This window comes from Desulfogranum marinum (genome assembly GCF_016918565.1).
Classification (GTDB): Bacteria; Desulfobacterota; Desulfobulbia; order Desulfobulbales; family Desulfobulbaceae; genus Desulfogranum; species Desulfogranum marinum.
The window spans coordinates 149,832-162,563 of sequence record NZ_JAFFQD010000004.1; the positions used below are offsets into that span (position 1 = coordinate 149,832).

The 12,732-nt window shown below is 45.1% G+C and carries 14 protein-coding genes; 9 read left to right on the forward strand and 5 right to left on the reverse strand.

Annotated elements, in window-relative coordinates; all coding sequences use genetic code 11:
• The first annotated feature begins 4 nt into the window (after positions 1-4).
• Positions 5-1,183 (forward strand): lipid-A-disaccharide synthase, encoded by a 1,179-nt coding sequence (gene lpxB, locus JWH17_RS04600; protein WP_205221395.1) that lies wholly within the window; start codon positions 5-7, stop codon positions 1,181-1,183.
• The gene (locus JWH17_RS04605; protein WP_205221396.1) at positions 1,170-1,490 is read left to right on the forward strand and encodes a Smr/MutS family protein; all 321 of its coding nucleotides are present in this window, start codon (positions 1,170-1,172) and stop codon (positions 1,488-1,490) included. Before lpxB ends, JWH17_RS04605 begins: the two co-directional genes overlap by 14 nt.
• On the opposite strand, the gene JWH17_RS04610 is transcribed toward JWH17_RS04605, so the two are convergent.
• On the reverse strand, positions 1,456-1,968 hold the full coding sequence (locus JWH17_RS04610; protein WP_205221397.1) for a hypothetical protein: 513 nt from the start codon (positions 1,966-1,968) through the stop codon (positions 1,456-1,458). The two genes, JWH17_RS04605 and JWH17_RS04610, sit on opposite strands and share 35 nt — an antisense overlap.
• The gene (locus JWH17_RS04615) at positions 1,965-2,246 is read right to left on the reverse strand and encodes an HP0495 family protein (RefSeq protein ID WP_205221398.1); all 282 of its coding nucleotides are present in this window, start codon (positions 2,244-2,246) and stop codon (positions 1,965-1,967) included. Before JWH17_RS04615 ends, JWH17_RS04610 begins: the two co-directional genes overlap by 4 nt.
• A 201-nt stretch (positions 2,247-2,447) precedes the next feature.
• Here JWH17_RS04615 and yaaA point away from each other — a divergent pair, with 201 nt between their 5' ends.
• Positions 2,448-3,218: a peroxide stress protein YaaA gene (yaaA, locus tag JWH17_RS04620; RefSeq protein WP_205221399.1), complete on the forward strand. Its 771-nt coding sequence runs from the start codon at positions 2,448-2,450 to the stop codon at positions 3,216-3,218.
• Between the two features lie 143 nt (positions 3,219-3,361).
• Here yaaA and JWH17_RS04625 read toward each other — a convergent pair whose 3' ends face one another.
• Both JWH17_RS04625 and nagZ read right to left on the reverse strand, forming a co-directional pair.
• Positions 3,362-3,793, reverse strand: a complete 432-nt coding sequence (locus JWH17_RS04625; protein WP_205221400.1) for an NINE protein — start codon at positions 3,791-3,793, stop codon at positions 3,362-3,364.
• The gene (gene nagZ / locus JWH17_RS04630) at positions 3,763-4,815 is read right to left on the reverse strand and encodes a beta-N-acetylhexosaminidase (protein WP_205221401.1); all 1,053 of its coding nucleotides are present in this window, start codon (positions 4,813-4,815) and stop codon (positions 3,763-3,765) included. The genes JWH17_RS04625 and nagZ overlap by 31 nt, the downstream gene beginning before the upstream one ends.
• 263 nt (positions 4,816-5,078) lie before the next feature.
• Between nagZ and JWH17_RS04635 the strand changes: the two genes are divergently transcribed.
• Complete coding sequence (locus JWH17_RS04635) at positions 5,079-6,080, forward strand: GGDEF domain-containing protein (protein WP_205221402.1); 1,002 nt, start codon at positions 5,079-5,081, stop codon at positions 6,078-6,080.
• A gap of 85 nt (positions 6,081-6,165) precedes the next feature.
• On the opposite strand, the gene JWH17_RS04640 is transcribed toward JWH17_RS04635, so the two are convergent.
• A complete protein-coding gene (locus JWH17_RS04640; RefSeq protein WP_205221403.1) occupies positions 6,166-6,567 on the reverse strand; it encodes a pancreas/duodenum homeobox protein 1 in 402 nt (133 codons plus the stop codon).
• 148 nt (positions 6,568-6,715) lie between these two features.
• On the opposite strand from JWH17_RS04640, the gene JWH17_RS04645 reads away from it, so the two are divergent.
• The 5 genes from JWH17_RS04645 (at position 6,716) to JWH17_RS04665 (ending at position 12,608) form a co-directional block, all read left to right on the forward strand.
• Positions 6,716-8,923, forward strand: a complete 2,208-nt coding sequence (locus tag JWH17_RS04645) for an ATP-dependent helicase (protein WP_232370895.1) — start codon at positions 6,716-6,718, stop codon at positions 8,921-8,923.
• A gap of 226 nt (positions 8,924-9,149) precedes the next feature.
• A complete protein-coding gene (locus JWH17_RS04650) occupies positions 9,150-10,442 on the forward strand; it encodes a bifunctional folylpolyglutamate synthase/dihydrofolate synthase (RefSeq protein WP_205221404.1) in 1,293 nt (430 codons plus the stop codon).
• A 13-nt stretch (positions 10,443-10,455) separates the two neighbouring features.
• Positions 10,456-10,755 carry an HNH endonuclease gene (locus JWH17_RS04655; protein WP_205221405.1) on the forward strand — a complete coding sequence of 100 codons (300 nt, stop codon included), beginning with the start codon at positions 10,456-10,458 and terminating at the stop codon, positions 10,753-10,755.
• Between the two features lie 737 nt (positions 10,756-11,492).
• Positions 11,493-11,702, forward strand: a complete 210-nt coding sequence (locus tag JWH17_RS24535; protein WP_205221406.1) for a helix-turn-helix transcriptional regulator — start codon at positions 11,493-11,495, stop codon at positions 11,700-11,702.
• A 51-nt stretch (positions 11,703-11,753) separates the two neighbouring features.
• Positions 11,754-12,608: a DEAD/DEAH box helicase family protein gene (locus JWH17_RS04665; RefSeq protein ID WP_205221407.1), complete on the forward strand. Its 855-nt coding sequence runs from the start codon at positions 11,754-11,756 to the stop codon at positions 12,606-12,608.
• Positions 12,609-12,732 lie beyond the last annotated feature (124 nt).

Below are 12,732 nucleotides of genomic sequence, written 5' to 3' on the forward strand. Positions count from 1 at the left end.
TATTATGCCTAGAACCAGCTCCTCTTCATCAGAACATATCATGATTATTGCAGGAGAAGCATCCGGCGACATGCACGGCGCAAACCTGGTCAAAGCTCTGCAGGCAATGCGGCCTGATATTACTTTCAGTGGTATGGGTGGGAAAGAACTGGCAGCTGCCGGCGTTGACATTCTCTTTGACGCCGCAAAGATTGCAGTAGTAGGCGTAGTCGAGGTTTTCAGTCATCTCAAGGATATTTTTAAAGCGCGACAAACCCTTATTGAAGAAATGCGGCAGAAAAAACCGGCACTGCTGATTCTTATCGACTTTCCTGACTTTAATATGCTGCTGGCTGCCCAGGCCAAAAAATTAGATATTCCTGTTTTTTATTATATAAGTCCTCAGGTATGGGCTTGGCGGTCCGGACGTGTAAAAAAAATTGGCCGGCTATCGCGCCGGGTAGCGACTATTCTCCCTTTTGAGCAACAATTTTATAAAAATTATGGATATGAGGTGGACTTTGTTGGCCACCCTCTCCTGGATACCGTTACTACAACCATGTCCAGGGCGGAATTTCTCAAAAAATATGATATACCGCCAGGAAACAGGCTCATAGGAATTATTCCGGGAAGCCGAAGTAAGGAAATTAAATTCCTGCTTGCAGACTTTTTACAAGCAGCCGTCCTGTATGAGCAGCAAACCGATCAGTCCTGCACTTTTTTATTGCCACAAGCCTCTACCATATCAGATGCCCAACTGGAAGAGAACGGTCTTGGTGAGTTTGGTCATGAGCTGGACATACGGGTTATAGCTGAAAACAGGTATGATCTGATGGCAGCCTGCGATGCAGCACTCACGGCATCCGGAACCGTAACCCTGGAGCTCGCGATACTGGGTACGCCAGCCGTTGTGGCGTATAAACTAGCGCCTAAAACCTATTTGCTGGGCAAAATCCTTATCCGCAATATTCGTTTTTTTTCGCTGGTTAATCTCATCAGCGATAAACAAATTATTCCAGAGCTACTTCAGGATGAAGTAACACCAACGCGACTTGCCTCGGAACTCGACAAGCTACTAACAGACCCGTTAGAGCACCAGCAGGTCCATCAGGGGTTGCAAGCACTCAAGTCGTTATTAGGCGGACCAGGAGCCTCTGCCAAAGCGGCATCGATTGCATTGGAGATTATTCGTGAAAACCGATGATTTTTCTCCTGAAAATGAAGTTGATGAGCCAGTTGCAATTCCCATAGACGGTACCTTAGACCTGCACCCTTTTAGTCCCAAGGATATTAAATATCTTATTCCTGATTACCTCAAAGAATGCCAGGCCCAGGGCATTTATCATGTCCGCATCATTCACGGCAAAGGGACAGGGGCGCTACGACGAAGTGTCCATGCCATACTGCAACGATTGCCCACTGTAAAAAAGTTTGTCCTTGCCGATGAGACAGGAGGATCTTGGGGAGCCACCCTTGTTACTCTGGAGGAGGAGCGGCCTGAAGGGGCTTAACAAGGCCATGTTGAGCCGCCAGGGTTCTGACTGAGAGCATAAAAGTTGATGGCATGGGCAAGGCTCGATCTTCCTGGAGGATACCCAGTGCTTTTGCCATTAACAAAGAGGGAATCGAATGAATTCCTTCCTGATTGTCACAGATGGCTTTCATGCGCAGGCCATCGGTAAGAAAAGGACAGAGCTTTGGGAAACGCTCGCCGATATTGCGTAACTCTTCTTCTACGCGTTCCCTGTTTTTGCCCGCAAAATCGGTAATCCCTGTGTCAGCAGGTTCAGTCCCGAATAAATTATTTACCACTGCCCCTGCTAACTTGCGCTGGTCATCTTCTGCCAAATCCGTTGTCCTGGAATCGATATCTTCTTGAAGTTGCTTGAACAAAACCATCTGTATCATGGTGATTGCCTCACGCATGGCAGGAACGACTTTATTGTCTACTTGTGGATTTTCTTGCGACTCTTGGGTTGTATTATTCATAAAACAATTTTAATTACTGGATTTTTAACAAGTTGGTCATAAAGAGACAGTCGTTGCTCTTCAGACTGCACAACAAGTTCAAGGTTCATGCTTACATAACGTCCGCCTGAGCTGGTATGAGAGTTTGCCAGCAGATGGTCGGTAGTTGGGAGTAGATCCATTACAGCATCAATGATCGAATCACGATCAGTGCCAATAATCTTATACTGCCATAAACACGGATACGATATTTCCGGTTTACAGCCTTCAACGGGTATATTCAGTGTTTTTTTCTTCATGTCAGCCTTATACTGTAGCTATTCGAGCAAAACAACGGCAAAAGGCAATAAAAATTATCCAACTCCAATGGCCGCAGTGGTATACTCTATTTCTTACTCATTGCAACGTAACGGAGCACAGGGTTTGAAACTCCCCCGCACCCTTTACCTCCGAGCTGAAAGTGATTTTAACACTCTGTTAACGCATAAAAAAACAAAAAAATGTTTATTCTCTCACCGTCTAAAGGACAGGATTTTGACACCCCCGTTTCAGGAAAGCCTGCCACTGTGCCTGTTTTCCTTGATAACTCCCAGAAACTGATTGACTTGCTCAGAGAGTATTCAGTCGAGGAATTGCGCGACTTAATGCAAATAAGTGAAAAAATAGCACAGCTGAATGTTGACCGTTATCAATCCTTTAGCCAGCCATTTACCAAAGACAATGCAAAACAAGCCATCTTTGCCTTTACCGGTGATGTGTATCGGGGCATTGCAAGCGACAGTTATTCAGCAGAAGATCTCCAGTTTGCCCAGGAACATATGCGAATTCTCTCCGGACTATACGGATGTCTGCGCCCCCTGGATTTGATTCAGCCTTACCGGTTGGAGATGAAAACCAGACTGGCAAACGACAAAGGACCCAATCTGTATACATTCTGGGGTAACAAAGTTGCGGAGGCCATTAACACAAGTGCGGCAAACAGCGATTCTCCAATCCTTTTTAACCTTGCCTCAGTCGAATACTCCAAGGTGATAACCAGAAAAATACTAAAAATACCTGTGGTGGATATCCTCTTTCAGGAAGAAAAAGAGGGCAAGTTGCGGACAATCGCTGTGTTTGCAAAACGAGCCCGTGGTCTTATGGCTGATTACATGATCAAACAACGCGTTACTACGCGGAAAGGGGTACAAGCGTTTACCACCGATAAGTATGCGTTTGCCCCGCATCTTTCCGATGATAAACGGTATGTTTTTACACGTCCACAACCATAGGCCATCTTGCATAATTGCCTTTTTGCCCAACCTTTTATTATACTTATAAAATTAACCTCGGAATAGTAGTTATATGCCTTTGGTAATTTTTTAAATATGTCTCAAATTTGTACAAAAATTCACTTATTCAAGATACCCCATAATCAGTTGGGGGAAACTATTGTTCCCGACCCCTGGCTTTTTTCATGGTTAAGCACGGTTATCTGGTCATTTATTGTCCACATGTCATAAATGTAGCCAAGTCCGAAGATGCCGAAAGTCAGCAGGTAGATAATACCTGTAAACCATTTTCCCATATACATCCTATGGATGCCGAATAACCCGAGAAACACCAGCAACAACCAGGCGACTGTATAGTCAATGGGGCCTGCTTGAAAACGAATATCTGCTTCTCTTTCCATTTTCGGGATCAGGAATAAATCAACCAACCAGCCTATGAAAAAAAGGCCCAGTGTAAAAAAATAAATGGTGCCGGAAATTGGCTTACCATAATAGAAACGGTGCGCACCAAGAAAACCAAATACCCAGATAATGTACCCAATAACTATACTGTGGGTCGGTTGTTGTTCTTCCACGGACGTTTTCCTCCTATTTTTTGTTTTAAATACCAGATATTTCGTATTGATTGCTCTATTCGCTCTTTACTCACCCTGCCCTGTTTCAACAATTCAGTGACCGCATCAATCCCTTGTTCTACAGCATTTTCCTGGTTACATAGATTATTGCCGATAACCAGCATGTCAACACCTGCCATCACAGCTTCCTGCACTGCCTGGCGATAGGACCACCGTTTACTGATAGCTGTCATCTGCAGGTCATCACTAAATACGACGCCTGAAAAACGCAGATTTTCGCGCAAAAGATTATTGATCATCAATGGCGAGAGGGTAGCTGGTTTACCTTGCCGGTCAAGACCACGATGGACAAGGTGTCCGGTCATTACGCCGTCACTGTATCCGTTGCTGATTAACTCTCTGTATGGCTCCAGTTCAATTTCCTGCCAATCTTCTGTGATATCTACAAAACCGAGATGTGAATCATTTTTAGAACTTCCATGACCTGGAAAATGTTTTATACAACACCCTATTCCGTATTTATGGTGCTGTTCGATAAAAAGCCGGGCATGGGCAACAACCTCACTGACATTGGTGCCAAAACTGCGCTCAAATTTACCGATTATAGGATTGTTAGGATTCAGGTTAAGATCAACCACAGGTGCAAAGTTCAAATTAATCCCATGGGCATGAAGCGTCTGTGCCAACAAGTCGGCCTGCTGTCTGGTTGCATCAAGCCCCTCTTTTGCCATACACGCGGCACTGCATATGGGTGGGAAATTGTTATTTTCCTTTAGCCGGCACACTTTTCCGCCTTCCTGGTCCACCGCAATAAAGAGTGGTGTTGCAGCCAAAGAATGCAAGCTGTCAACAAGGCGGGTTAATCCTGATGGAGAATCGAAGTTTTGTATTGCACCGGAAATATTGCGATCAAAAAGGATAACACCGCCAAGATCACGATCTTGTATACTTTTTACAATCCAATCTGTTGGCTTAAGTTCGCTACCGCGAAAACCCACCAGAAACATTTGTCCTATGTTCATTGAATCACCTGTATATGTTGAAAAATATCTCTTTCTGCTGATTCAGCGTGTCAAAAATAAGTCATTAATATATATAGAAACGCTCTTTTTCTTTGTCATATTTATGACTTTGCCGCTGGTTTGATTTTCTAACGTTGTTCTGTTTTATATAAACTCTTGTTATTTAACAATAAAATTTACGTGCAACATAGGCATCAATTTAGCAAGAGCAACCGTGAAAGCATTGAAACTCGGATACAATTTTACCAAATAGGACATTGGCCATGAACGCAGCTGTTGTAACAAGCCAGCAAGACCCAACGCTGACTAAAACCGTTGACACGCTCCTTTCCGAACTTGAGCATTATCGGAAACAGTCTGAGGCATTGCAAAAGGTAAATATTCTCCATCAACGTTTGTCCGGCGTACTGGACTTACCGACAATGCTGGAAACATACTCCATATGGATGATGGAGCATATTCATCATGACCTGATAGGGTATTACAACCCAAGTCATGAAAAAATGCATATGTATTGTTCAAGTCATGGTCCTGAAAGACGCCACGCCGTAAAAATAACAGAGCATCTTCTCAGGCAGAGTGCCCATGCTCCTAAAATGCAACACGTCGAGGACCTGTTCACATTCACCTGGCATTCGCAACTGGAAGCAACCAGCGGAACTTTTGTGATGATCCGCAAAGGTGTTGCATTCACCCAATCTGAAACAGCCTTTCTTGAACAAACGTTTGCCATTGTTGATGCACCTATAAAAAGAGCACTGGAATTTGAAGAAGTATTTTATCAAGCCCGCAGAGATACACTTACCAATCTGCCCAACAGGTTTGTCTTTGAAGAAAGGATTGATGCTATTATGGAGCAGGCAAAACGATATAAGCACCCACTGACATTAGCTGCTCTCGATCTTGACCATTTCAAGGCTGTTAATGATACAATGGGCCACCTGGAGGGTGATAAAGTGTTGCAACAGGTTGCTGCAGCGCTGAATCAGGAGATTCGTGGTTCTGATTTATTAGTCAGGATGGGTGGCGATGAATTTTTGGTTGTGCTGCCGGATACGAACTTGCGTGAAGCCGAATACCTGGCCACACGCCTCTGTTCTGCTGTCAAAGCATTGAATATCTCAACCAGTGCCGGTATGCTGGGTGTCAGCATCGGGCTTTCTACGTGGGATGGTGAGATGAGCAAAGAGCAATGGTTTGAAGCCGCAGACGATATCCTTTACCAAGCCAAAGCAAAAGGTAAAGCAAAAATAGCCGTCAACTGATCCTTTTCCACCCACCGGGAAGTGACTCAGGTTAAAAAAAAACCTGTCACCTCCTGCAGCCAGGGGAGCACCACAGTAAGCTCCCCTACTCCACCTTTTTCACCGCTATCACCAACGGTATTGAGTGCAAAGCACTCTGTTGCTGTTGGGTGGCGCCAAGTTTCCACTCCTCGCACATATAATCGTCACCCATTAGGGCATCGATATCCTTTATCAACCGGGTAAGATTAATAATCGGGTGCCGGGTAAAAACATCAGGTAAACCATAGGTTAGGTTGCATGCCAGACACTTGCCTGGACGTTCATGTAAATCCAGGGTAAAGTGTAAGGTCTCGTCTGCGCTATCATAACGATTATACGCAAGACGAATATCAAAAGCACCCTCTTCCGCGTCGCCAAAAAGAGCTTCAAAGAAGTCATTACTTCGCTGTGGAGGAAATAATTCGGCTAATTTTTCTGCGGTAAAATATTCGGTAAATAAATCCATAATTCGTATAAATATCCCTTATGTGCGAACCCTATAAAACAGCTAATAAAAAGCCATCCTGATCTAAAAAATGATAGAAGTGTAAAGCGAATTATATCTAATCTGTCTTTATTATAGTGTCAACAGCCATTGCTTCTCGTGATTTGCTATGGTACGTATTGCCCCCATGCAACAACACTTATTTGAACATACAGAGCAAAGCCAAGATTCTGCATCCGGAATGACTGCTACCACAGATCTCAATCCTGCCCAGCATGCTGCCGCCACCCATGATGATGGTCCGGTACTTGTGATTGCCGGTGCAGGCAGCGGCAAGACGCGAACCCTGGTCCACCGAATGGCGTATCTGCTCAGCCATGGGGTACCACCCGAGTCAATCCTGCTGCTCACCTTTACCAGAAAGGCGGCGCAGGAAATGCTATGGAGGGCGGGTCAACTAACCGATCATGCCTCCCAACGGATTGTAGGCGGCACCTTCCATGCCACTGCCAATATCCTGCTCCGTCAATATGGGCACTACCTTGGCTTTGGGCCGCGTTTTACCATCATTGACCGTGGCGATGCTGAAGGGATCGTTAATCTTCTCAAGTCTTCCCTGGGACTTTCCGGAGCAGGAAAACGATTTCCCAGTAAACGGGTGATTATCAACCTTATTTCCGGTTCGATAAATAAATCGCGCAGCATAGAAGATCTGGTCTATGAAGGTCATGTCCACCTATCAGAATTTCTAGAAGATTTTCACGCAATCCATCAGCATTATAATCAGTTTAAGCAGGATCATGGACTCATGGACTATGATGACCTGCTGGTTAACTGGCAAAGATTGCTCAGTGAATCCACGGAGGCAAAACAAGCCATCTGTAATCGCTTCCAATATGTGCTGGTTGATGAATACCAGGATACAAACCTTATACAGGCTCGTATTATTCGTCTGCTTGCCTCCAGCCATGACAATGTGATGGTGGTTGGCGACGATGCTCAGTCCATTTATAGCTTTCGCGGTGCTGATTTCTATAACATAATGCGTTTTTCGGAACAATTTCCAGGCACTGATGTCATAAAGCTGGAAGAAAACTATCGCTCCACCCAGCCTATTCTTGAACTGACCAATGCTGTTATCCGCAACGCCGAAGAAAAATTTACCAAGTCCCTGTTCTCCAGTATCGAAGGCGGTGTGAGACCCACAGTGTATTCTGCAAAAAATGAAGCAGCAGAAGCACGCTATATTGTCAAGACAATACGCAAATTGCGGGAAGAAGGGACACCTGTCAATGAAATCGCTGTCCTTTTTCGTTCCGGATTCCACTCCTACAAGCTCGAGATGGAGCTGACCAGTCACTACCTGCCCTTTGAAAAACGCGGCGGTATGCGATTGACCGAATCCGCGCACATAAAAGACATCCTTTCATTTTTCAGGATTCTGGTTAATCCGTGGGACAGTCTGTCCTGGAACCGGATATTGCTCCAGCTTGATAAGGTAGGTCCCAAGACTGCTCAAAAAATCATTAATTTTATCAAAACATCCGACACGCCGACAGCTGCGCTCTCGCAGTATAAACCAGGCAAAACCTGGAAAAACGGGTTTGAAGCATTGCTGGCAACCTTACAAGAGATAGACCAGCCGGATCTCCCTCCTTCTACCATCTATGACCGGGTTATAGAGTACTATCTGCCTGTTTTTGAAAAAATTTATTACGATGACTACCCGAAACGGCGGAAAGAACTGGATCAGATAAGTGCTCTTATCGGCGGATATGGCGATCTCCAATCGTTTGTTGATGATACTGCGCTTGATCCACCAGAAAACGTTGCCAACACAGCAGACAAGGAAGATACAAGCCAGCTGATCATTTCCACCATCCATTCATCCAAAGGCTTGGAATGGGATGTGGTTTTTGTTATGGGACTTGCCGAAGGCAGGTTTCCCCATCAAAATGCGACCCCTGGCAGCCAGTACGAGGAAGAAAGACGACTGTTGTATGTGGCTGCCACCAGGGCCAAAAAACAACTCTTCCTTACCTACCCATGTGAGCTTGTCACTCCAGACAGACAATTCCGTCGCACAGGCATGTCTCCGTATATTCGCGAAATACCTCAAGGCCTGTATATAAAAGACCAAGGCACCCCAGCCTACGGAAACAGTGCACTCCCAGATCCCGGGGATGTGCCTCGACCTCTCAAAAAAACTCAATCTGCCCGGCAAACGTTTACCACAGGCATGGTTGTCAATCACTCCTATTTTGGAAATGGCAAGGTTGTCAACATACCTGGTCCTCGCAGGGTGGAAGTCATGTTTGACCGCCACGGAACCAAAATTTTACATCTTGATTACGCAAAACTAGAAATTATAGATTAGGGGAACTCTTCAGCAATACAACTGTGGTCCCGGCCACCATTTGAAAAGAAACTTGCATAATCGGATAATAAAAATATTAAAAAAAGCAAAGTAATCCTAGTCATTTAATCAGTATTAGCTCGCGATCATTGCACACGCGCCTAAAGCAGTACTAAAGTTACGATATTTTCCACCTTACTTTCATTTCCAGCTAAAAGCCGATTGCTTATTTTACCCGCCGTTACCCATGCACTATTCTGAAGCCTGCACCTATCTCAACAAGCTGCAATTTTTTAAAATCAAACTCGGTCTTGAGGCTGTAAGCAACCTCCTCCGAAAGCTTGGCAGCCCTCATACTACCTTTCCTACTGTTCACCTTGCCGGGACCAATGGCAAAGGGTCAGTTGGTGCTACGCTGCTCAGTCTCCTCAGCCAAAATGGGTATAAGGTAGGCTTTTATTCGTCCCCTCATTTGTCCAGTGTCCGGGAACGTTTTTGCATCAATGGAGAGCCTATTGATCGCCATAGCTTTGCCGAACTTGCTACCACCATTAGAGATACACTGGGCACGCAACACATAACCTACTTCGAATTTACCACAGCCTTGGCCTTTCTCTGGTTTCAGCAGCAAGGGGTGGATATAGCGATTATTGAAACCGGCCTGGGCGGCAGGCTCGATGCAACCAATGTTATAACTCCGCTGGTTTCGGTGATCACCACCATAGATCTTGATCATCAGGAGTACCTCGGCAACACCCTTACCCAAATTGCTGGAGAAAAGGCAGGGATTATAAAAAATACTGTTCCGGTGTTATCTGGCGTGCAGGACCATACTGCCCAACAAGTCATCAAAGCCACTTGCCTACAAAAACAAAGCCCGCTCTATACCCTGGGTGTTGACTTTACCTGCCAATCAATAACACCAACTGTTTTTACCTACACCGGTATTAATGGTGTCCAGTTCAAGGGACTGCACAGCGCACTACAAGGTAAACATCAACAGACTAATACCTGCCTGGCACTTGCAACCGCAGAGCTACTCCAGCAAAAAGGTTTTCATCTGGCCGAGGAAAAAATTGCCGAAGCCCTGCAAAAGACCAGCTGGCCTGGCCGCATGGAAACTGTTGTCAGTGGTGATGGGCAGGATAAACGTCATTTCCTCCTTGATGGCGCCCATAACGAAGCCGGCATACAAGCGCTTAACTACACCCTTCAAGATTCGTTTAACGGCAAAAAAATCATACTTATCTGGGGCAGCATGGCCGACAAGGACCTCGGCCCAGCTTGGCTTGCTCTGCTTGAAAAGGTTTCTGTTATTGTCTTAACCCAGGCAGAAACAACCCGGTCTGCAACCGCAGAACAGCTTGAAGAACGGGTCCCTAAGCATTATCATTCAAAAGTACGCTGCAAAACCGAAGTAGACAACGCACTCGGATATGCTGCAGCGCACACTACCCCCGAAGATCTTATTTTAATCGCCGGTTCCTTGTACCTGGTCGGCAAGACAAGAGAATTGCTTCTGGGAAAGAATACTTTATAAACAAAAATATATAATGGTAGATTATTACAGCTTAGGTGGGATCGACGATTCCATTATCAAAGCAGAACGAAAAAAAGCCAAACAGCTGCGCAGTACCCGTTGGTGGCAGCAAAAAACATCCACTGAAACCTGCTACTATTGTGGAGAAAAAGTTGGCTTTAAAAACCTGACCATGGACCATGTAATTCCACTTGGTAGAGGGGGTAGAAGCACCAAAGACAACCTGGTTCCATGTTGCAAGGAGTGTAATAATAAGAAAAAATCTCTTCTCCCGGTCGAGTGGGACGAGTACATGACTCACCTGCACAAATAATCATCACCAAGGTAAAAATGTAATACTGTTTTCCATACACCAGTAGTAAGCAACGCCTGTAAAGAAGTACCGGCACTTGCACATTCTTTCGTTTACATGCGATTGCAACCAGTGTATATAAACTTCACTTTGAATTGTGTGCAGTTCAACTATCATTTTCTTCTGTAGCACACTGTTGCATCATCTTTGGGCGGGTAGCTCAGCTGGATAGAGTGTCGGCCTCCGAAGCCGAATCATACGCCCCGTTTTCCCTGTAAGGTCAGACACATATGTAGCATGAGTAAACAGTTTGGGTCAACCCTAAACATTCATCTACACCTTTTTTTCTCAGCACGACCCCTCAATTCTTCCCCCCCCTTCCCAAACCTGCAGTCGTCACCGTATCCAATCAAGACATTTTTCTCATCATCTCCCGACCTCCCCCCAAGCCAACCGAAAATGCAAATAAACAATGCTACATCAGCTAATTAAGGCTCAAAACTAACCTCAGATTCAAGTTACTCTCCATATCGTTGTACCTATCTCGTGCTTTTTTCCTTCTGTTCCATCCGAAATAATCCCTTCATATCATAGACTTATCCCCTGTCACCATCATACCTATTCCTTCCTTATAGCCAGTTCTGTTCAGATTTGACTCACAATTACTGCACAGGTATGGACTGATCTAACCAATTTAGCGCTAGTCGTGTTGGTAACCAATACGCACTACGCCCCATATAACTCTTACGAGGTGGCGAATGAAAGAAAAGGTATTTAGACGCGGAGACGTTTTAGCGATGTTTGGAGTCGGAAGAACCACCCTTCATTCATGGCTAACGAACGATCTCTTTCCACGGCCAGTGAAGATTGGCGGGACTAATTATTGGCTCGACTCGGACTTAGATAAGTGGATCGACGCACAGGTGAAGGTGAGAGACGAGTCTCTACAGGAAGCGGAACAAGTCTAATCAATAACACTGCCAAGAGCCAGTCAACTCAATGATGAGGGTAAGTTTTATATGAGTGACGCAGAGATAACCGTTGTAGATGCAGTAATGGGAACAGGGAAAAGTACTTGGGCTATCGAAGAGATAAACAGCAGCGATACAAAACGCTTCGTTGTTGTTTTGCCAAGGGTGTCGGAGATAACTCGGTTTAAAGAAGCGGTCAGCAGGAGTAGTGTTGTCGCACTTGATGACGCGCTACCAGGAAGCAAGCAAACTCGCTTTGAGAAAGCCCTAGAAGACTCAGAAGTAATTCTGATATCTCACAGCCTTTTTGAGAGCTATCTGAAGCCTCATGTATTCGAACTGTTAGAGCAAGGAGATTGGCACTTGGTGGTTGATGAAACAACTTGCGTATTTGAACCTATTAACGGGCTGAGTAAGACCATGCTAGGCGGCTGGAAGGCTTATGGCATTGTCGATCTGGAGCGAGTCAACAGTAGGCTTACCAAGATCGTTCCTGTAATCATCATGACTGAATTGTATACCAAGCTGAACAACTTCCATATCAGTAAGTCCGAGAGGGAGATTCTGAAGAAAACCCTGTATAGGGAAGTCTATATGATTGAGGACGATAGCCAGAGGGGGTTCTTCTCCTTCACTCTGAAAGCTAACCGTCTAAAACCATTTAAGTCGGTAGCAGTCTTGACCTATATGTTTGCTGACAGCCCTATGGAGTACTGGTGTACAATAAACAGAGTCCCCGTGCAACACATGGAACTGCTTGGTAATGGAGAGTTACAACCTCATGACAGACAATATAGCGGGAAGCAGTTTGCTGACCTTATTGAAGTACTAGAGCCTAAAAGTAAGTATGGATCAAAGCCTAACCACTTCTCGGCCACCTCTTCAAGAGGACTGCTGAAGTGACGTGGTCAAGTAAAAGTGGACACTTTTCTTAGGCTGCTTTTTTCAACTTCATCATTTTTTCAAAATCATTTGGACTGCGATAGCCAAGATACGAATGCCGTCTTCTGCTGTTGTAAAACATCTC